General features: G+C 41.1%; 14 protein-coding genes. 12 read left to right on the top strand and 2 right to left on the bottom strand.

Going from position 1 to position 21,229, the window contains the following annotated elements; genetic code table 11:
* Positions 1-61 precede the first annotated feature (61 nt).
* Complete coding sequence (gene polA / locus ACESNQ_RS07685; RefSeq protein ID WP_373075972.1) at positions 62-2,695, top strand: DNA polymerase I; 2,634 nt, start codon at positions 62-64, stop codon at positions 2,693-2,695.
* Positions 2,696-2,799: 104 nt separating this feature from the next.
* On the opposite strand, the gene ACESNQ_RS07680 is transcribed toward polA, so the two are convergent.
* Together ACESNQ_RS07680 and ACESNQ_RS07675 are read right to left on the bottom strand one after the other, a co-directional pair.
* Positions 2,800-4,248 (bottom strand): APC family permease, encoded by a 1,449-nt coding sequence (locus ACESNQ_RS07680; protein ID WP_223334414.1) that lies wholly within the window; start codon positions 4,246-4,248, stop codon positions 2,800-2,802.
* Positions 4,249-4,676: 428 nt separating this feature from the next.
* Positions 4,677-6,761 (bottom strand): GH92 family glycosyl hydrolase, encoded by a 2,085-nt coding sequence (locus tag ACESNQ_RS07675; protein ID WP_373075971.1) that lies wholly within the window; start codon positions 6,759-6,761, stop codon positions 4,677-4,679.
* A 172-nt stretch (positions 6,762-6,933) separates the two neighbouring features.
* On the opposite strand from ACESNQ_RS07675, the gene ACESNQ_RS07670 reads away from it, so the two are divergent.
* The 11 genes from ACESNQ_RS07670 (at position 6,934) to ACESNQ_RS07620 (ending at position 21,214) form a co-directional block, all read left to right on the top strand.
* A complete protein-coding gene (locus ACESNQ_RS07670) occupies positions 6,934-8,214 on the top strand; it encodes a glycoside hydrolase family 125 protein (protein ID WP_373075970.1) in 1,281 nt (426 codons plus the stop codon).
* Between the two features lie 186 nt (positions 8,215-8,400).
* Positions 8,401-11,046 (top strand): alpha-mannosidase, encoded by a 2,646-nt coding sequence (locus tag ACESNQ_RS07665; RefSeq protein WP_373075969.1) that lies wholly within the window; start codon positions 8,401-8,403, stop codon positions 11,044-11,046.
* An 83-nt stretch (positions 11,047-11,129) separates the two neighbouring features.
* Entirely contained in the window at positions 11,130-11,999 is an 870-nt protein-coding gene (locus ACESNQ_RS07660; protein WP_254724781.1) for an ROK family protein, read from the top strand.
* A complete protein-coding gene (locus ACESNQ_RS07655) occupies positions 11,993-13,867 on the top strand; it encodes a beta-N-acetylhexosaminidase (RefSeq protein ID WP_373075968.1) in 1,875 nt (624 codons plus the stop codon). The genes ACESNQ_RS07660 and ACESNQ_RS07655 overlap by 7 nt, the downstream gene beginning before the upstream one ends.
* A 202-nt stretch (positions 13,868-14,069) precedes the next feature.
* Positions 14,070-14,999, top strand: coding sequence for an ABC transporter permease (locus ACESNQ_RS07650; protein WP_036756348.1), 930 nt, complete (start codon positions 14,070-14,072; stop codon positions 14,997-14,999).
* A gap of 13 nt (positions 15,000-15,012) precedes the next feature.
* Positions 15,013-15,933, top strand: a complete 921-nt coding sequence (locus ACESNQ_RS07645) for a carbohydrate ABC transporter permease (protein ID WP_373075967.1) — start codon at positions 15,013-15,015, stop codon at positions 15,931-15,933.
* A 106-nt stretch (positions 15,934-16,039) separates the two neighbouring features.
* Positions 16,040-17,524, top strand: a complete 1,485-nt coding sequence (locus tag ACESNQ_RS07640; RefSeq protein ID WP_247913056.1) for an ABC transporter substrate-binding protein — start codon at positions 16,040-16,042, stop codon at positions 17,522-17,524.
* 293 nt (positions 17,525-17,817) lie between these two features.
* Complete coding sequence (trhO, locus tag ACESNQ_RS07635) at positions 17,818-18,804, top strand: oxygen-dependent tRNA uridine(34) hydroxylase TrhO (protein ID WP_373075966.1); 987 nt, start codon at positions 17,818-17,820, stop codon at positions 18,802-18,804.
* 123 nt (positions 18,805-18,927) lie between these two features.
* Positions 18,928-19,791, top strand: a complete 864-nt coding sequence (locus ACESNQ_RS07630) for a DUF4299 family protein (RefSeq protein WP_373075965.1) — start codon at positions 18,928-18,930, stop codon at positions 19,789-19,791.
* Between the two features lie 184 nt (positions 19,792-19,975).
* Positions 19,976-20,899 (top strand): helix-turn-helix domain-containing protein, encoded by a 924-nt coding sequence (locus ACESNQ_RS07625; RefSeq protein WP_373075964.1) that lies wholly within the window; start codon positions 19,976-19,978, stop codon positions 20,897-20,899.
* A 93-nt stretch (positions 20,900-20,992) separates the two neighbouring features.
* Positions 20,993-21,214, top strand: coding sequence for a hypothetical protein (locus tag ACESNQ_RS07620; protein WP_373075963.1), 222 nt, complete (start codon positions 20,993-20,995; stop codon positions 21,212-21,214).
* Positions 21,215-21,229: the final 15 nt, after the last annotated feature.

Here is a 21,229-nt window from a genome sequence, read left to right as displayed (position 1 = left end):
TTGACCGATAATCTAACTCTTAGCAATGGTATTTTTCCCTGCTTTCCTTTATAATGGGTGTATGGACAAGAAAAAATTATTATTGATTGATGGATCTTCAGTTGCTTTCCGAGCATTTTTTGCACTTTACCAGCAACTGGATCGTTTTAAAAATGACAATGGACTACATACCAATGCAATCTACGGATTTCATCTGATGCTAAATCACCTACTGGAGCGTGTCCAACCGAGTCATATTTTGGTTGCTTTTGATGCGGGAAAAACGACTTTCCGTACAGAGATGTATGCTGATTATAAGGGTGGTCGTGCTAAGACTCCAGATGAGTTTCGTGAGCAATTTCCCTTCATTCGTGAGTTGCTAGACCATCTTGGGATTCGCCACTATGAATTAGCCCAGTATGAGGCGGATGATATCATTGGAACTCTTGGTCGCTTGGCTGAAAAAGAATCTTTTGATGTGACCATTGTCAGCGGAGACAAGGACTTGATTCAGTTGACGGATGAGCATACAGTGGTCGAGATTTCCAAGAAAGGTGTGGCTGAGTTTGAGGCCTTTACACCAGAATATCTCATGGAAAAGATGGGAATCACACCAGCTCAGTTTATTGATCTTAAGGCCCTTATGGGGGATAAATCTGATAATATCCCTGGGGTGACCAAGATTGGTGAAAAGACTGGTATTAAGCTCTTGTTAGAACATGGCTCGCTGGAAGGTATTTATGAAAATATTGACAGCATGAAGGCTTCAAAGATGAAGGAAAATCTTGTCAATGACAAGGAACAAGCCTTTCTGTCTAAAACACTAGCTACCATCGACACGAAAGCGCCAATCGAGATAGGTCTAGATGATTTGGTTTATGGTGGTCCAGATATTGAAAACCTCGGAAAATTCTACGATGAGATGGGCTTTAAACAGCTCAAACAAGCCTTGAATGCTTCTCAGGCGAATCAATCTGAGACTTTGAATTTCACCATGGTGGACAAAGTGAGTGAAGATATGCTGAGTGCCGACTCTATCTTTCACTTTGAACTTTTTGGTGAAAATTACCATACAGATGATTTGGTTGGTTTTGCCTGGTCTTGCGGAGACAAGCTCTATGCTACAGATAAGCTGGAACTTCTGAAGGATCCGATTCTTAAGGATTTTCTAGAAAAAACACCTCTGAAAGTATATGACTTTAAGAAAGCTAAAGTTCTCTTAAATCGCTTTGGCTTGTACTTGGAGGCTCCTGCTTTTGACAGTCGCTTGGCCAAATACCTTCTCTCTACTGTAGAGAATAATGAAATTTCAACCATTGCTAGTCTCTATGGCCAAACTTACCTAGTCGATGATGAAACCTTCTATGGTAAGGGTGTCAAGAAAGCTATCCCTGAGAAAGAAACCTTCTTGGAGCACTTGTCTCGCAAGGTTGCTGTGCTGGTTGAGACAGAGCCTGTATTGCTTGAAAAGTTAAGTGAAAACGGACAATTAAACCTTCTCTATGATATGGAGCAACCTCTGGCCTTTGTTCTTGCTAAGATGGAAATCGCTGGGATTAAGGTTAAAAAAGAAACTCTACTCGAGATGCAAGCTGAAAATGAGCTTGTCATTGAAAAGCTGACTCAAGAGATTTATGAATTGGCTGGTGAGGAGTTTAATATCAACTCACCTAAACAGTTGGGCGAACTACTTTTTGAAAAGCTAGGTCTCCCTATAGAATACACCAAAAAAACCAAGACAGGTTATTCAACAGCAGTGGATGTGTTAGAGCGCCTAGCTCCTATTGCCCCAATCGTCAAGAAAATTTTAGATTACCGTCAGATTGCTAAAATTCAATCCACTTATGTGATTGGTTTGCAGGATTGGATTTTAGCGGATGGCAAGATTCACACACGCTATGTGCAGGATTTGACTCAGACAGGGCGTCTGTCTAGTGTGGATCCAAACTTGCAAAATATTCCTGTTCGATTGGAACAAGGCCGCCTCATTCGTAAGGCTTTCGTGCCCGAGTGGGAGGATAGTGTCCTTCTCAGCTCTGACTATTCACAGATTGAGTTGCGCGTTTTGGCACATATCTCTAAAGATGAGCACTTAATCAAGGCCTTCCAAGAGGGAGCTGATATCCATACCTCGACAGCCATGCGTGTCTTTGGAATTGAACGTCCTGAGGATGTGACTCCAAACGACCGTCGCAATGCCAAGGCTGTCAACTTTGGAGTGGTTTACGGAATTTCAGACTTTGGTTTATCCAATAACCTAGGTATCAGCCGTAAAGAGGCTAAAGCATACATCGACACTTACTTTGAACGCTTCCCTGGTATCAAAAATTACATGGATGAAGTCGTTCGTGAGGCGCGTGATAAGGGTTATGTAGAGACTCTCTTTAAACGTCGTCGTGAGTTGCCAGATATCAATTCGCGTAACTTTAACATTCGTGGTTTTGCAGAGCGTACAGCTATCAACTCACCTATTCAAGGATCGGCTGCAGATATTCTCAAAATCGCCATGATTCAGCTAGATAAAGCCTTGGTAGCAGGTGGTTATCAAACGAAGATGCTGTTACAAGTACACGATGAAATTGTTCTTGAAGTGCCTAAGTCAGAATTGGTAGCTATTAAAAAACTCGTCAAACAAACCATGGAAGAAGCCATTCAACTCAGTGTACCACTGATTGCTGATGAAAATGAAGGCGTGACTTGGTATGAGGCCAAATAAAAAATAGACTATTAGACAAAAAGAATCCCCTTGAACATTATGGTTCAAAGGGATTTTTCTTACAGGAAAAGACAAAAGTGAAACTATCTAGCTAATAGTAGGATTTATTTGATTTGTTTCTTTTGTTCTTTTTTTGCAAGGATTGGTAGAATAACACCTAAACCAATCAGAATAATTGGGGTCAAGATGTTTGTAAGAAGAGAGAATTGCCAAGCAGTTGGATTCTCAGCATAGCTAATTTTTGGAACCATACCTAGGATACAAGCAAAGGCAGTGAAGAGGAAGCACCAAGTACCGATCACAAAGCCAAGCTTAGGATTGTTAACAAACTTGTATTCGGCATTTTTGTATGTTTTCCAAGCGCGATTGAGCATCATATAGGCAAGGAATACCCAGAGATAACGCATTGGCATTACGATAGAATTGAGGTTGGTCATCCATTTTACAAGTCCGTCAATTTCTTGGATACCAAAAATTGGAAGGATGATGATAAGGCTAACAAGGACGCCTGTAAGGAGGTAGCCGTTAATGAGGACACCTTTTTCAGTACGTTTACGAAGCCAGCTTGGGATGTAGTTTTCATCAGCGTTATTGAGTAGGATTTGTAATGGTGCGTCAATAGAGAAGGCAAGCGCCGCGATTTGTCCGACCATATTTGTAAGAGCGTAAATCACAACGAAAAGATTTCCAACTCCCCAAGAATTTCCTAACATTTGGAAGGCTTGATAAGCACCATTACGCATGAGGTCTTCAGGGATGTTATTACCATCAAATAGCATTCCCATGGCAACTGAACCAAGGATAGCAGAGAGTCCTACCATGATGGCCATGACAATCATACCTTTTGGAAATTCTTTTGCAGGATTGCGAGTTTGATTCACATAAGGGGAAATTTTTTCACAACCACCAACGGCAAAGACCAGTAATGAGATCGTTGTGAAATAAGAAAAATCAAAGTTTGGAATGTAGGTGCTCAGTTGATCCATGTGTGGTGTCGCAAACTGAATATCTGGCTTGATGAAAGGCAGGCCAACAGCCAAAAGCACAAAGAGTAAAGACATAATCAACATGGCACTTCCTGCCAAGCTACCGATGACTTTTAGAGTTGTCAATCCTTTTGTAGAAAGGTAGAGGAAAAGTCCAAAGATTAGCAAACAGAGAATAACAATCCAGTGGAAGTCAATTTGTTTTAGAAATTGTCCATTACCCTGCAAGGCCCATCCAAGCGGAATAAGGATTCCTTGAGGCTTTTGTGCGAGGTAAGGAATGTGAACAACCCAGTAGGTCCAAGCAGCGAAGTAGGCTAGACGTTTGGTTGATGTTTTTTCAACCCATTCACTAACACCGCTTCCGCTTTCCTTGAAGGTAGAACCTAGTTGTCCGACGATGAGTGAATATGGGATAAAGTAGAGTGCGAGGATTAAAACCCAAGATACGACTACTGAAATACCCTGTTGAGAATAGTTGTTGACGACGTTTCCTAGCCCCCAAACCATGTTGAAAGCAATCAGAGAAACCATCAGCCAATTAAGTTGGTGTTGATCTTTTTTCATAATGTCTCCTTTTCTGATAATTTTAGTATATCATGTTTTTTTGAAAGCGCCTAACAAAATTTGAAATTTACTATAAAAATTGTAAAAACCAGCTAACAGATAGGGAAGAGGGCTTGTTGGTTTAGAAAAAGTTTACCCACAACCTGTGGATAACTCAAGGTATCAACAACAACTGCCTCTTTATAACTTTAATAGGAAAAAGAGAGGCGAAATTTATAGAATAGGAAACAAATCAATCTTTTATAAACCTTGTTAGGACAAGGTTTATAGGCTTTATTCTCTTGTACATCCTATGAACTTGGATTGGAAAGATATTTTGGAAAAACTTGAAAATATTTTCCGATGAAAGATTGAAGGTTATTCACAGTTTGTGGATAACTTTATATGGATAAGAAGACCCCTTTGCGTCTGACAAAGGGGTTAGGTTATTAATGCTTTGGCAACCAGCTGAGGGTAAAGTCAAGAGTCTTAGCATTGAGCAGTTCCTGATGGCTGATACTTTGTTTTTCTTTTCCGTCCAGTTGACAGTCTTGGACAAAGTGGAAGTGTTCATAATTTTGTTGAGTACGAACATCCAACCACTGATTTGTTTCTGCCAGATAGACACGAAGGTGGTCAAAGAGTGGAATTCCAAGGTCATAACTTGCTTTTCCTGGGCAGGTTGGGTAAAGTCCGAGAGCAGACCAGACATACCAAGCCGATAGACTACCATTATCCTCATCTCCTGGATAAGCATCCCAGCTAGCTCGGAAGGCTTTTTGACGGAGGGTCTTGATTAAGAGACTGGTATATTGGGGATAATTACTGTAGCGGAACAGATAAGGGATGTGGAAGCTTGGTTGGTTGGAAATGGCTAGTTGACCAAATGGAGCTGTTGCCATCTCGCTCATCTCATGAATTTCATATCCATAGCCCGTCGTTTCAAAAAGTGGGAGACTTTGACAAGCTTTCAAAAGATAGTTGCTAAAGGCTTCTTTTCCACCCATTAGTTGGCTAAGTCCAGAAATATCGTGTAAGACACCGAGACTGGCTTGAATAGCTGAACACTCAGCGTAGTCACGGCCCCAACTATAGGGAGAAAAGTCAGGACGGAAGTTGCCATCTACATCACGCGCCCTCATATAGCCTGTCTCAGGGTCAAAGAGGTTTTGATAGTTTTTAGAATATTGAGCATAGGTTCGAGCTAGCTCTTCTTGACCTAATTTTGTTGCACAAGTAGAGATACAAAAATCGCTGTAGGCATAATCTAGCGTATGACTGACACTTTCGTGGTAGTCTGTGGATAAATAGCCCAGTTCTTGGTATTGGCTTAGGCCGTGTCGCCCGTTGATAGCTTTTGGATCTGCCTTGGTCGCAGTTTCAATCATGGCTTTGAGAAATTCTTCTTCAAGTTCAGGTGCCATATCCTTGCAAGCACTATCTGCAAGAAGGCCATCAATCAAAGTCCCAGGCATCATTCCTCTTTCGTCAGGAGCCAGCCACTTAGGCAGGTATCCAGTGTCGCGGTAGCTATTGAGGAAGCCCTCGAGAAATTGACGATAGCGCTCAGGAATGATCAAGGCAAAGAGAGGAAAGGAGGTGCGGAAGGTATCCCAAAAACCATTGTTGGTATAGAGTAGACCAGGCTTGATCGTTCCTGAAGCAAGGTCTATATGAATAGTCTCGCCTTGCTCATTTACCTCATAGAAGGTTTGTGGGAAAAGAAAGAGTCTGTATAGACAATGATCAAAAAATGTTCGGTCTACAGAGCCAGTTTCCACGACATCAAAACGGCCTAGAAGGTCTTCCCAACTTGCTTTAGCCCCTGATTTCGTTTCTTCAAAGTCTTTTCTAGGCAGATTAAAGAAAGCTTGTTCTTTGGAAATAAATGAAGTGGCTAGTTGAACTAGAGCTTCTGCTCCAGCCAAGTCGATACGCCAGTCTTGCCCCACTTGATTGATAGATAGAATATCCGTAGAGAATGCGAGAGCAGTAAACATGACGAGGGGACTTTTGTTGGTTTCGGTTAATCCGCTTTGACCAAGGCTAACAGTACGCTCATCTACTTGCTCTAATGATAAATCATCAGCTGCATGCAGATAGAGTGAGATCTTCTTGCCTTGTATCTGTCTTAGTTGAATAGAAGCCCCATAGCAAGTAGGTGTGAGTTGAGTTTCAATCTGGTAACGTTCAGAAAAAATCTTTAGAAAATGAGGATTGAAAATAGCACGATCAAGGTTATAAGAAGACTGACGATGGAAGAGGGTGTCGCCACTGATTTCTCCTGTAACAGGAGTCAGTAGCAACCAAGAATAATCGCCAATCCAAGGGCTAGGCTGGTGGGTTAGTCGAATACCCTGAAATATGGGAAGATGGGGATCAAAAAACCAAGACCCTTCCTGGTCACTAGTTTGTGAAACAAAGTAATTCATCCCAAAAGGCACTCCAGTGTATGGTAGTGTATTGCCTCGTGAAAATGCATGTTTACTGGCTGTTCCAAAACGCGTATCTATGGTTTCAAGTATAGGCTTCATAGCGATTTCCTTCTGTAGTTTTCTACATTATATCAGAAAAAGGATACTTTTAGAAAATGACTTCAAAATATAACAATTTTGTAGAATAATGACTAACATTTGTGTATATATTTTCTGGACTAAAAGCTATATACTGAAAATGAAAATTTGTTTGAAAGAGGCAAAATAGTTTATGGTTTATTCTAAAGAAATCGTCAGAGAGTGGCTAGATGAGGTAGCGGAGAGAGCCAAGGAACATCCTGAATGGGTGGATGTCTTTGAGCGTTGCTACACAGACACTTTAGACAATACAGTTGAAATTTTAGAAGACGGCTCAACTTTTGTACTAACTGGGGATATCCCAGCTATGTGGCTTCGTGATTCAACTGCTCAGCTTAGACCATACCTTCATGTGGCAAAAAGAGATCCTCGTTTGCGCCAGACTATTTCTGGTTTGGTTAAACGCCAGATGACTTTGATTCTCAAGGACCCCTATGCCAACTCTTTCAATATTGAGGAGAACTGGAAGGGTCATCACGAGACAGACCATACAGACCTCAATGGCTGGATTTGGGAACGTAAGTATGAAGTAGATTCGCTTTGCTATCCCTTGCAATTGGCTTACCTTCTTTGGAAGGAAACTGGTGAGACTAGCCAGTTTGATGAGACTTTTGTTACGGCGACCAAGGAGATCCTTCATCTCTGGACGGTGGAACAAGACCACAAGAACTCACCATACCGTTTCGTCCGTGATACCGACCGTAAGGAAGACACGCTGGTAAATGACGGTTTTGGGCCAGATTTCGCTGTGACAGGGATGACCTGGTCAGCTTTCCGTCCAAGCGATGACTGCTGTCAGTATAGCTATTTGATTCCTTCAAATATGTTTGCAGTGGTAGTATTGGGTTATGTCCAAGAAATCTTTGCAGAATTGAATCTAGCTGATAGTGAAAGCATCATTGCTGATGCCAAACGTCTCCAAGCTGAAATCCAAGAAGGGATCGAAAATTACGCCTACACGACTAACAGCAAGGGCGAGAAAATCTATGCCTTTGAAGTAGACGGTTTAGGAAATGCTAGCATCATGGACGACCCTAACGTACCAAGTTTGTTAGCCGCTCCATATCTTGGTTACTGTGATGTCAATGACGAAGTGTATCAAGCAACTCGTCGCACCATTCTCAGCCCTGAAAATCCCTACTTCTACCAAGGAGAATACGCTAGCGGTCTCGGAAGCTCTCATACCTTCTATCGTTATATCTGGCCGATTGCCCTATCAATCCAAGGCTTGACAGCTACAGATAAAGCTGAGAAAAAATACTTACTAGACCAACTAGTTGCCTGTGATGGCGGAACAGGTGTGATGCATGAAAGCTTCCACGTAGATGATCCGACTCTCTACTCTCGTGAATGGTTCTCATGGGCCAACATGATGTTCTGCGAATTGGTCTTGGATTACCTAGATATTCGCTAATACTCTTCGAAAATCAAATTCAAACCACGTCAGCTTCACCTTGCCGTACTCAAGTACAGCCTGCGGCTAGCTTCCTAGTTTGCTCTTTGATTTTCATTGAGTATAAGGAGCACGTTTTCGCTCAACTGATTCTAGGAAAGAATCACAAATATATTTTTAAATTTAAGTTAGAATGAGGTTTTACTCATGGAAAATGTTGTTGTACATATCATCTCTCACAGTCACTGGGATCGTGAGTGGTATCTACCTTTTGAAAGTCACCGTATGCAATTGGTGGAACTTTTTGACAATCTGTTTGATCTTTTTGAAAATGATCCTGAGTTCAAGAGCTTCCACCTAGATGGACAAACCATTGTCCTTGATGACTATTTAGAAATTCGCCCTGAAAACCGTGACAAGGTGCAACGTTATATCGACGAAGGCAAATTGAAGATTGGTCCTTTCTACATCTTGCAGGATGATTACTTGATTTCCAGTGAAGCTAACGTCCGCAATACTTTGATTGGACAAGCGGAATGTGCTAAATGGGGCAAATCTACTCAAATCGGTTATTTCCCAGATACCTTTGGAAATATGGGGCAGGCTCCTCAAATCCTTCAAAAATCAGGTATTCACGTCGCAGCCTTTGGTCGCGGTGTCAAGCCAATCGGATTTGACAACCAAGTCCTTGAAGATGAACAGTTTACCTCTCAATTTTCTGAGATGTACTGGCAAGGGGCTGATGGTAGCCGTGTACTCGGCATTCTCTTTGCTAACTGGTACAGTAACGGGAATGAAATTCCAGTGGATAAAGACGAGGCTTTGGCTTTCTGGAAGCAAAAATTGGCAGATGTGCGTGACTACGCTTCGACCAATCAATGGTTGATGATGAACGGTTGTGACCACCAGCCTGTACAGAGAAATATTAGTGAAGCGATTCGTGTGGCCAACGAACTTTTCCCAGACGTAACCTTTATTCACAGTTCTTTTGATGAATATGTCCAAGCAGTGGAAAGTGCACTTCCTGAACACCTATCAACGGTCACAGGTGAGTTGACAAGCCAGGAAACGGATGGCTGGTACACCCTTGCCAATACCTCTTCTTCACGCGTTTACCTCAAACAAGCCTTCCAAGAAAATAGCAACTTGTTAGAGCAAGTGGTGGAACCTTTGACCATCATCACTGGTGGACATAACCACAAGGATCAATTGACCTATGCCTGGAAGACGCTCTTACAAAATGCACCTCACGATAGTATCTGTGGTTGTAGTATTGACGAAGTTCACCGTGAAATGGAAACTCGTTTTGCCAAGGTTAATCAAGTCGGGAATTTTGTTAAGACTAATCTTCTTAACGAATGGAAGGGTAAATTAGCTACTCAAAATGCGCAAAGCGACCACCTCTTTACCGTTGTCAACACAGCCTTACATGACAAGGTTGATACAGTCAGTGTTGTAGTGGATGTTGTGACTTGTGATTTCAAAGAATTGCATCCGACTGAAGGTTACAAGAAGATGGCAGCCGTGATCTTGCCAGATTACCATGTTGAAGATTTGGATGGCCATGTCCTTGAAGCCAAGATTGAAGACTTGGGAGCAAGTTTTGGCTATACTTTGCCTAAGGATAAATTCCGCCAACCGTATATTGCACGCCAAGTGCGCGTGACAATCCCAGTCCACCTTGCACCGCTTTCTTGGGCAAGCTTCCAATTGGTCGAAGGTCAAGTAGATCACCGTGATGGTATTTACCAAAATGGAGTCATTGATACACCATTCGTAACAGTGAGTGTAGATGAAGGAATCACAGTCTATGACAAGACTACAAACGAAGCCTACGAAGATTTCATCCAATTCGAGGACCGTGGAGATATTGGTAACGAGTACATTTACTTCCAGCCGAAAGGAACTGAGCCAATTTATGCTCAACTGAAAGGTTATGAAGTCTTAGAAAACAATGCTCGCTATGCTAAGGTATTGCTCAAACATGAGTTGACTATTCCAGTCAGTGCAGATGAAAAATTGGATGCAGAACAAAGAGGTATCATCGAGTTCATGAAACGAGATGCAGGTCGTTCAGAAGAGTTGACAACCATCCCTCTTGAAACGGAGATGACCGTCTTTGTGGACAATCCACAGATTCGCTTTAAAACTCGCTTTACCAACACAGCCAAGGATCACCGCATCCGCCTCTTGGTGAAAACTCATAATACACGCCCAAGTAATGCTTCTGAAAGCATCTATGAAGTTGTAACGCGACCAAATAAACCAGCAGCTTCTTGGGAAAATCCTGAAAATCCACAACATCAACAAGCCTTTGTCAGCCTGTATGATGATGTAAAAGGAGTGACAGTATCCAATAAAGGATTGCACGAGTATGAAATCCTTGGAGATGACACCATGGCTGTAACCCTTCTTCGTTCTTCAGGCGAACTCGGTGACTGGGGTTACTTCCCAACGCCGGAAGCTCAGTGCTTGCGAGCTATCGAAGTTGAATTTGCAGTAGAATGTCACCAAGCAGGGGAACGCTTCTCAGCTTTCCGTCGTGCCAAAGCCTTCCAGGTGCCATTTACAGCTCTTCAAGTTGCAAAACAAGAGGGTAGCGTTGCAGCAACGGGTAGCCTCTTTAACCATCCGGCACTCAGTTTGCCACAAGTCTGCCCAACAGCCTTTAAGGTGGCTGAGAATGAAGAAGGTTATGTCCTTCGTTACTATAACATGAGTCAAGAAAATATCCGTGTGTCTGAAAAACAACAAACTATTCTTGACTTGTTGGAACGCCCATATCCAGTCCATTCAGGACTATTGGCACCACAGGAAATTCGTACAGAATTGATTCAAAAAGAAGAAATTTAATTTCAAAAAGTAAACATAAACAGAAAGGAGGAGCGAAAAAGTAAGAACCAACTGCTGATTCGCTCCTTTTGCAGGTGAAAGCAATGACCATTGCAACGATTGATATCGGAGGGACTGGCATTAAGTTTGCTAGTCTAACTCCTGATGGAAAGATTTTAGATAAGACCAGCACCCCAACTCCAGAAACTCTAGAAGATTTATTTGCTTGGTTGGACCAACGCTTGTCAGAACAGGACTATCGTGGGATTGCTATGAGTGTTCCAGGAGCGGTCAATCAAGAAACAGGAGTGATCGAGGGAATTAGTGCCATTCCTTACATCCATGGTTTTTCTTGGTATGAGGTGCTAGCTCATCACCAGCTACCTGTCCATCTAGAAAATGATGCCAACTGTGTTGGACTTAGTGAACTGCTAGCTCATCCTGAGATTGAAAATGCAGCCTGTGTCGTTATTGGTACAGGGATCGGTGGGGCCATGATTATCAATGGCAAAATTCACCGTGGTCGCCATGGCTTGGGTGGAGAGTTTGGTTACATGACAACTATCGAACCAGCAGAAAAACTCAATAACTGGTCACAACTAGCTTCTACAGGAAACATGGTTCGTTATGTGATTGAAAAATCAGGTCAGTCAGACTGGGATGGCCGTAAGGTTTATCAAGAGGCTTCAGCAGGCAATGCCCTTTGCCAAGAAGCCATTGAGCGGATGAATCGTAATCTTGCTCAAGGATTACTCAATATCCAGTATCTAATCGACCCAGATGTCATTAGCCTAGGTGGCTCTATCAGTCAAAACCCAGATTTTATCAAAGGTGTGCAAAAAGCAGTAGACGTCTTTGTGGAAAGATATGAAGAATATACAATTGCGCCAGTGATCCAAGCCTGCACCTATCAGGCAGATGCCAATCTCTACGGCGCTCTTGTCAACTGGTTACAGGAGGAAAATCAATGGTAAATTTTACCGGAATTAGCAGTAAACAACAGCAAGCTATAGACTTACTTCAAAATCACATTTCACTACCAGATGTAGAAGTGGCAGTCGCTCAGTCTGACCAAGCTTCTATCAAGGGTAAGGGCGGAGAATATCAATTGACTTATCGCAAACCTCACCAACTCTATCGCGCCTTGTCTGTTCTCGCAACAGCTTTGGTAGAAGGTGATAAGGTAGAGATTGAAGAACAAGCGGCTTATGAAGATTTAGCCTACATGGCTGACTGTTCGCGAAATGCAGTTTTAAATGTTGCATCTGCCAAGCAGATGATTGAAGTCTTAGCTCTGATGGGTTATTCAACCTTTGAACTCTACATGGAAGACACCTATCAGATTGAAGGCCAACCCTACTTTGGTTATTTCCGTGGAGCGTATTCAGCTGAAGAGTTACAGGAAATTGAAGCATACGCCCAGCAGTTTGACATGACCTTTGTCCCATGCATCCAGACCTTGGCCCACTTGTCAGCCTTTGTCAAATGGGGCGTCAAAGAAGTGCAAGAACTCCGCGATGTAGAAGACATTCTTCTCATCGGTGAAGAAAAAGTCTACGACCTGATTGATGGTATGTTTGCGACGTTGTCTAAACTACAAACTCGCAAGGTCAATATCGGAATGGATGAAGCCCACCTGGTTGGTTTGGGACGCTACCTCATCCTAAACGGTGTGGTGGATCGTAGCCTCCTCATGTGCCAACACTTGGAGCGCGTGCTGGATATTGCAGACAAGTATGGTTTCCACTGCCAGATGTGGAGTGATATGTTCTTCAAGCTCATGTCAGCAGATGGCCAATATGACCGTGACGTGGAAATTCCAGAGGAAACTCGTGTTTACCTTGACCGTCTCAAAGACCGTGTCACCTTGGTTTACTGGGATTATTACCAAGATAGCGAAGAAAAATACAACCGTAACTTTAATAATCACCACAAGATCAGCCAGGATATCGCCTTTGCTGGTGGTGCTTGGAAGTGGATTGGTTTTACGCCTCACAACCACTTCAGCCGTCTCATTGCGGTCGAAGCCAACAAAGCTTGCCGTGCTAATCAGATCAAAGAAGTCATTGTGACTGGCTGGGGGGATAATGGTGGTGAAACAGCCCAGTTCTCGATTCTGCCAAGCTTGCAAATTTGGGCTGAACTCAGCTACCGCAATGATTTAGAACGTCTATCAGCTCATTTCAAGACCAATACAGGGCTATCCGTTGAGGACTTTATGCAGCTTGATTTGGCCAACCTCTTGCCAGATCTACCAGACAATCTCAGTGGGATTAATCCCAACCGCTATGTCTTTTATCAGGATGTTCTCTGTCCAATCCTTGATAAGCACATGACTCCTGAACAGGACAAACCACACTTTGCCCAGGCAGCTGAGACTCTTGCTGCTATTAAAGAAAAAGCTGGAGTCTACGCTTATCTTTTCGAAACTCAAGCCCAGTTGAATGCTATTTTAAGTGGCAAGGTTGATGTAGGCCGACGCATTCGTCAAGCCTATCAAGCAGATGATAAAGAAAGCTTGCAACAAATTGCTAGGGAAGAATTACCAAAATTAAGAAGCCAGATTGAAACCTTCCACAAGCTCTTTAGCCACCAATGGTTGAAAGAAAACAAGGTCTTTGGCTTGGATACAGTAGATATCCGTATGGGTGGGCTCTTGCAACGCATCAAGCGAGCAGAAAGCCGTATCGAGGCTTATTTGGCTGGTCAAATTGACCGCATCGAAGAATTAGAAGTCGAAATTCTTCCATTTACTGACTTTTACGCAGACAAGGACTTCGCAGCTACAACGGCTAATCAGTGGCATACTATTGCGACAGCTTCGACTATTTATACGACCTAGAAAAACTCTATGCAGGCAGAAAGTTTCCCGTGAAACCTATTCTTATATAAAAAAGTTCTCCACATAAAATAATTTGTGGAGTTTTTTCTATAATTTGTAGTTTAAACTGTCCTAAAAATAAGAGTATACTATCTTTGTAAACGTTATCAAGACTAAAAATGTGAGATTATGAAGTTTTAGAAAAATAAAAAGGGAGGAAATTATGAATAAGTTTTCAAAAACTTTAAGAGATAATTGGATTTTTCTCTTAATGGTTTTACCAGGAACAATTTGGTTGATTTTATTCTTCTACATTCCAGTTTTTGGGAATGTGGTTGCCTTCAAAGACTACCATATGACTGGTGAAGGATTCGTCCACAGTATTATAAATAGTAGATGGGTCGGACTAGATAATTTTAAATTCTTGTTTAGTTCCAAGGATGCCTTTGTCATCACTCGAAACACTGTCCTTTACAACCTTGGATTTATCTTTATTGGTTTAATTGTATCAGTTGGTATTGCCATTATCCTTAGTGAACTTCGCTCTAAGCAGATGGTTAAAATCTACCAAACATCTATGTTGTTCCCTTACTTCCTATCTTGGGTTATCATCAGTTTCTTTACAGATGCTTTCCTAAACATCGATAAAGGGCTTATCAACCACACCTTAGAAGCCCTTGGAATGAAGGGTATTAACTTCTACGCTGATGTCAGTATCTGGCCTTACCTTCTCCTTTTCCTAGGTATCTGGAAAGGCTTTGGATATAGTAGTGTGATGTACTACGCAACTATCATGGGTATTGACCCAACTTACTACGAAGCAGCGACAGTGGACGGTGCTAGCAAATGGCAACGTATCCGTAACGTAACCATCCCTCAGTTGACACCACTTGTGACAGTATTGACCATCCTTGCAGTCGGAAATATCTTCCGTGCAGACTTCGGTCTCTTCTACCAAATCCCTCACAACGCAGGTCAGCTCTATAGTGTAACAAATGTATTGGACGTCTATGTCTTTAACGGATTGACTCAGACAGCAGATATTGGGATGGCTTCAGCAGCCGGTCTCTACCAGTCAGTCGTCGGTTTGATTCTCGTTATCCTATCAAACTTACTTGCAAGACGTGTTGATCCTAACTCAGCACTATTCTAGAAAGGAGGAGCATATGGCAAAAAAAATTCAAAAAGAAAAAATTGATAATGTTGGCATACACTCCTTCAGCAAAAGAGCAGATATCTTCTTTAGTATCATATCTGGTTTGCTGGCCTTCTCTTGTATCTTGCCTTTCATCTTCGTAATCATTATTTCAGTTACAGATGAGAAGAGTATTGTTCAATATGGATATAGTTTCTTCCCTTCCAAGTTTGGTGTAGATGGATTCCAATTCTTGGCTCAGTTTAAAGACAAAATTTTACAAGCGCTCTTTATCTCAGCCTTTGTGACAGTTGTCGGTACATTGACAAACGTCTTTATCACTACAACTTACGCTTATGCCATCTCACGTTCAACATTTAAGTATCGCAAATTCTTTACAATCTTTGCTCTTCTTAGTATGTTGTTCAATGCTGGTTTGGTACCAGGCTATATTGTGGTAACTCAGTTACTTCACTTGGGTGATACTATTTGGGCCTTGATTGTTCCGATGCTTCTATCACCATTCAACATCATGTTGATGCGGTCTTTCTTCAAGAAAACCATTCCAGAAGCAATCTTAGAATCAGCTCGTATCGATGGTGCTAGCGAGGCGCGGATCTTCTTCCAAATCTGTTTACCACTCTCTCTTCCAGGGATTGCGACTATCACACTTTTGACAGCACTTGGATTCTGGAACGACTGGTTCAATGCTCTTCTTTACATCAAGAGTGACAACTTGTATCCATTGCAATATTTGCTCATGCAAATTCAAAACAACATGGATTACATTGCTAAGTCAGTTGGGATGTCAGGACAACTTGCAGTTGCCCTACCAAAAGAAACAGGTCGTATGGCCATGGTCGTAGTTGCGACTGTTCCGATTGCGATTCTCTATCCATTCTTCCAACGCTACTTTGTAAAAGGTTTAACTATCGGTGGTGTTAAAGAATAAGAGACACTGAGAAACAAGCTTTCTCTACCCTATCTAACTTTTCTTTGTTGAAAAGTAGATCACTAAAATTGTTTTAAATTTAAAAATAAAAAAAGGAGTTTTTATCATGAAAAACTGGAAAAAATATGCTTTTGCATCTGCTAGCCTTGTAGCTTTAGCTGCTAGCCTCGCTGCTTGTGGAAACCTTAAAGGTAACAACCAAAAAGCTGCTGACTCAGCTTCAGGTGACAAAACTGTTATCAAAATGTACCAAATCGGTGACAAACCAGATAACTTGGATGAATTGCTAGAAAATGCAAACAAAATCATCGGAGAAAAAGTTGGTGCTAAATTAGACATCCAATACCTTGGATGGGGTGACTACGGTAAGAAAATGTCAGTTATCACTTCATCAGGTGAAAACTATGATATCGCATTTGCAGATAACTACGTTGTAAACGCTCAAAAAGGTGCTTATGCTGACTTGACAGAATTGTACAAGAAAGAAGGAGCTGAGCTTTACAAAGCGCTTGACCCAGCTTACATCAAAGGTAACACTGTAAACGGTAAGATTTATTCTGTTCCAGTTGCAGCTAACGTTGCATCTTCACAAAACTTTGCTTTCAACGGCCCACTTCTTGAAAAATATGGAATCGATATCTCAGGTGTAACTTCATACGAAACACTTGAACCAGTATTGAAACAAATCAAAGAAAAAGCTCCAGACGTAATGCCATTCGCTGTTGGTAAAAACTTTATCCCATCAGAAAACTTTGACTACCCAGTTGCAAATGGTCTTCCATTCGTTATCGACCTTGAAGGTGATACTACTAAGATCGTAAACCGTTACGAAGTTCCTCGTTTCGTAGAACACTTGAAGACTCTTCACAAATACTATGAAGCAGGATACATTCCAAAAGACGTAGCAACAAGTGAAACTTCATATGACCTTACTCAAGATACTTGGCTTGTTCGTGAAGAAACAGTAGGACCAGCTGACTACGGTAGCAGCTTGCTTTCTCGTGTTGCTAACAGAGACATCCAAATCAAACCATTTACTAACTTCATCAAGAAAAACCAAACAACTCAAGTTGCAAACTTTGTAATCTCAAACAACTCTAAGAACAAAGAAAAAGCAATGGAAGTGTTGAACCTCTTGAACACTAACCCAGAACTCTTGAACGGACTTGTTTATGGACCAGAAGGCAAGAACTGGGAAAAAGTAGCAGGTAAAGAAAACCGTGTTAAAGTCCTTGATGGATACAAAGGAAACACTCACATGTCAGGATGGAACACTGGTAACAACTGGATCCTTTACATCAACGAAAACGTTACAGATGAACAAATTGCACAATCTAAGAAAGACTTGGAAACTGCAAAAGAATCTCCAGCGCTTGGATTCATCTTCAACACTGACAACGTGAAATCTGAAATCTCAGCTATCACTAACACTATGCAACAATTCGATACAGCTATCAACACTGGTACTGTAGACCCAGAAAAAGCTATTCCAGAATTGATGGAAAAACTTAAATCTGAAGGTGCTTACCAAAAAGTATTGGATGAAATGCAAAAACAATACGACGAATTCTTGAAAAACAAAAAATCATAAGAATAATTGATTTCGTGTATTCATTCCTAAAAGATGCGATCACTGCCTTGTCTGGATTTTTCCAGACGGGGTGGTGATTCTTTTTTGGATCATGATAGGTATTTTAGTCAAGACACGCCATGGATATCTTTTTGTTAACTTTTCTACATCGAATATTTAATTAAAACAAGATCTGAAAATGGGTCTTGTTTTTTATTTTTCGGTCAAATAAATTGCATTCGCTTTCTTGGGAGAGTATACTGGAATAGTTGAATGAAAAATTCTGATAATTTAATCTTAGAAAAGAGAAGCACATGTCAAAAGATATTCGAGTTTTACTTTACTATAAATATGTTCCCATCGAAAACGCGGAACAATTTGCTGCAGACCACTTGGCTTTCTGTAAGTCTATTGGCCTCAAGGGCCGTATCCTAGTGGCTGACGAAGGGATCAACGGAACCGTTTCTGGTGACTACGAAACAACGCAAAAATACATGGACTACGTTCACAGCCTTCCAGGTATGGAAGACCTCTGGTTCAAGATTGACGAAGAAAGTGAGCAAGCCTTCAAGAAGATGTTTGTTCGCTACAAAAAGGAAATCGTTCACCTTGGTTTAGAGGATGATAACTTTGATAACGACATCAATCCTCTTGAAACAACAGGTGCTTACTTGTCACCAAAAGAATTTAAAGAAGCCCTCCTAGATGAAGATACAGTGATCCTTGATACTCGTAATGACTATGAGTACGACCTTGGACACTTCCGTGGGGCTATCCGTCCTGACATCCGCAACTTCCGTGAATTACCACAATGGGTTCGTGATAACAAGGAAAAATTCATGGATAAACGTGTCGTTGTTTACTGTACAGGTGGAGTCCGCTGTGAGAAATTCTCAGGTTGGATGGTACGTGAAGGCTACAAAGATGTCGGTCAATTACACGGAGGAATTGCCACTTACGGAAAAGATCCAGAAGTTCAAGGGGAACTTTGGGATGGGAAAATGTATGTCTTTGACGAACGTATTGCAGTCGATGTCAACCATGTAAATCCAACCATTGTAGGGAAAGACTGGTTTGATGGAACACCATGTGAACGCTATGTCAACTGTGGAAATCCATTCTGTAACCGCCGTATCTTGTCATCAGAAGACAACGAAGACAAATATCTTCGTGGTTGCTCACACGAGTGTCGTGTTCATCCACGTAATCGCTATGTTTTAGAACATGAATTGACACAAGATCAAGTCATCGAGCGTTTAGCAGCAATTGGTGAGAGCCTAGACCATTCTGAAGTTGTATAATAAACATTAACAGTCCTAAAGGGCTGTTTTTCTATGCTTTTGACCAAAAAATCTTAAATTTGTTTCTGCATCTTTCAGGAAAATGGTGTATACTATATGTAAACGATTTCAAAGGAGACCATTATGGTGAAGACATTTTTTATTCCAAATAAACAAAGTATTTTAGGACAACAGGAGATTCTTACAGCTAAATCAATTTTAGGCTTAGTAGAAGGCCTAGAGTCGCATAGTTATGATGCTGTTTACCTCCGTCAACCTCTCAATCGTCTTGAGTATATCGAGTGTGCTGTTGTGGGAAAATCTCAGTTTCTCTTTAAAGTTCGCTACCTTGACTCTCAAAACGGCTATCAAGTAATTATTCCTGACTTGATTACAAGAGCTGACTGGGAGATAGTAGAAGAGCTCTTGCGGACTTTGTCTAGCAAGGTTGGTGAAGCAGTTGAAGGCTTGGCAGATTTTGATTTGGAAAACTATTTCCAAGAAACCGTTAAGAACTATCTAGCTGATAAGGCTGCTCGTTTAGGTTTCTGTCAGGGTATTCTATCAACTATTTACTTTGATAAGAAGGATTTGGAAAGTTTCTTAGAAGAAGATGGCTTGGCACGTTTTGAAGAGTTGGTCAAGAAAGTTCAAGGGTCTGATGCCTATCCTTCCAGTGCTAAATTCTATCCAGATGGTGAAGGTAAGGTTCATGGGGTCTACCACCTAGCTCAGGGTGTAAAAACCGTTTTGCCAAAAGAACCGGTGATTCCAGCTCCTTACGTTGAGCAATTGGTAGGCAAGGAACTTGTTTGGGAGATTGATTTGGTAAAAATCTCTGGAGATGGCTCAAAACCAGAAGATTATGAAGCGATAGCTAGACTGGATTATCAAACCTTTTTAGGAGCTTTGCCAAAAGAACTTTATCAGGACTTAGATGCTAACCAAGTAGAAGTAGGCCCTGTTTCAGGAGAAGATTTTGAAGTATTAGTAAATGTGAAGAAATAGGAAAAAGTCATAGTCTAGGTTTTCACTGTATATCTTAGAATGCAATCCTATTTTATTGATAGAGTAGCTTAGTGATATTTCGTAATAGGAGATTCTAAACATTGCTTATCTTAGCAAAAGACAGTATAATATAACAAAATAGAGATACTATTGTTTGTCAAAGGACTATCAGGAGATTGAGCATATGGATATTAAGAAGGAAGTAGGGAAAAGAATCCGAATGTTGCGAGAGATGAAACATATCACTCGTGAAATTCTTTGTGATGATGAAAGAGAGATAACAGTACGTCAATTAGCACGGATTGAATCAGGCCAGTCTTCTCCAAGTTTATCCAAGGTAGAGTATATAGCTTACAAACTAGGCTGTCCAATTTCACATATAGTAGATATGGATCATATAATCTTACCTTCAGATTACTTGATATTAAAGGATAAACTCATTAAGTTCCAAACTTATGGGGATGATGATAGAATCCAGGTTAAGGAAGAGTTGTTTGAAAGAGTTTACGAACACTATTATGATAGTCTACCTGAGGATGAGCAGATTGCAGTTAGTGCCTTACAAGCTAGTTTTGATGTCTTTGTAAGTGAAGATGCAGGGTTTGGCGATACTTTACTTGATGAGCATTTTGAGCAAGTAAGGATAAGGAAAAACTATTCGGTGAATGATTTGCTTCTCATAAAATTGTACTTTGTTTCATGTATAGCAAGACCGACTGAGTATAATCATGAACTATTTTGGGAACTTTCTAAAAAACTTCTGAGAGAAACGAATTCATCCGATTTAGAGACAGCTTATATGTTAAAGAAAACGGTGCTTGATTCTTTAGCTGTTCAATGGATGGAAAAGTCCTACTCTACTTTTGAGCCTTATGTTAAGGCAATGAATAGATTGATGATTTTATCCCAGGACTTTCAAAAGAAACCAATCGTAGATATGCTAGAAGCTATGTGTACCTTATTTCATAAACGGGATAAGGAAAAAGCTATCCAATTATATGACAGAGCCATTATCTGCGCTCAAGCATTTGGAGACCAAGTATTAGAAGCGCGCATCTCTGGAGAGAAAGAAAGAGATTTAAAAACTTTTGAGAAAATGAAGAGCTAACATGACATTTTTGTCATGTTTTTTTGTTTATGAAAGCGGTAAACTAGAGATGTAATGAAGGGTTAATTGAGTTATTTAGAGTAGGAGGAAGAGATGGAGAATCTTAGTATCTCGCTAGAGACTTTTACACAGACTCGCCACAGTTTGGTGTTTCGAAATAACACGACTGAGCAAAAGTTGGTAGAGATAGCGATAAATAACAAAGTCTTTCGCCTAGCTATTTTAGATGCTGGCGAAGAGCGAGTTTTAATTCTGCCTGAGGAAGTTACAGATGTAAAGAATTTTGGAATTTCAGAGGTGGAGGATAATTCATGAAGCCAAAAGATATAA

The sequence above is a fragment of the Streptococcus infantis genome (genome assembly GCF_964243025.1).
GTDB classification, from domain to species: Bacteria; Bacillota; Bacilli; order Lactobacillales; family Streptococcaceae; genus Streptococcus; species Streptococcus infantis_N.
This window is presented reverse-complemented; position numbering and strand designations above follow the sequence as displayed.

What these genes read in the sequence shown, in the direction of transcription:
- ACESNQ_RS07660 (WP_254724781.1), top strand. Translation starts at nt 11,130, where the DNA reads ATGACCATTGCAACGATTGATATCGGAGGGACTGGCATTAAGTTTGCT.
- ACESNQ_RS07630 (WP_373075965.1), top strand. Translation starts at nt 18,928, where the DNA reads ATGGTGAAGACATTTTTTATTCCAAATAAACAAAGTATTTTAGGACAA.
- ACESNQ_RS07670 (WP_373075970.1), top strand. Translation starts at nt 6,934, where the DNA reads ATGGTTTATTCTAAAGAAATCGTCAGAGAGTGGCTAGATGAGGTAGCG.
- ACESNQ_RS07640 (WP_247913056.1), top strand. Translation starts at nt 16,040, where the DNA reads ATGAAAAACTGGAAAAAATATGCTTTTGCATCTGCTAGCCTTGTAGCT.
- polA (WP_373075972.1), top strand. Translation starts at nt 62, where the DNA reads ATGGACAAGAAAAAATTATTATTGATTGATGGATCTTCAGTTGCTTTC.
- ACESNQ_RS07650 (WP_036756348.1), top strand. Translation starts at nt 14,070, where the DNA reads ATGAATAAGTTTTCAAAAACTTTAAGAGATAATTGGATTTTTCTCTTA.
- ACESNQ_RS07620 (WP_373075963.1), top strand. Translation starts at nt 20,993, where the DNA reads ATGGAGAATCTTAGTATCTCGCTAGAGACTTTTACACAGACTCGCCAC.
- trhO (WP_373075966.1), top strand. Translation starts at nt 17,818, where the DNA reads ATGTCAAAAGATATTCGAGTTTTACTTTACTATAAATATGTTCCCATC.
- ACESNQ_RS07680 (WP_223334414.1), bottom strand. Translation starts at nt 4,248, where the DNA reads ATGAAAAAAGATCAACACCAACTTAATTGGCTGATGGTTTCTCTGATT.
- ACESNQ_RS07645 (WP_373075967.1), top strand. Translation starts at nt 15,013, where the DNA reads ATGGCAAAAAAAATTCAAAAAGAAAAAATTGATAATGTTGGCATACAC.
- ACESNQ_RS07675 (WP_373075971.1), bottom strand. Translation starts at nt 6,761, where the DNA reads ATGAAGCCTATACTTGAAACCATAGATACGCGTTTTGGAACAGCCAGT.
- ACESNQ_RS07625 (WP_373075964.1), top strand. Translation starts at nt 19,976, where the DNA reads ATGGATATTAAGAAGGAAGTAGGGAAAAGAATCCGAATGTTGCGAGAG.
- ACESNQ_RS07655 (WP_373075968.1), top strand. Translation starts at nt 11,993, where the DNA reads ATGGTAAATTTTACCGGAATTAGCAGTAAACAACAGCAAGCTATAGAC.
- ACESNQ_RS07665 (WP_373075969.1), top strand. Translation starts at nt 8,401, where the DNA reads ATGGAAAATGTTGTTGTACATATCATCTCTCACAGTCACTGGGATCGT.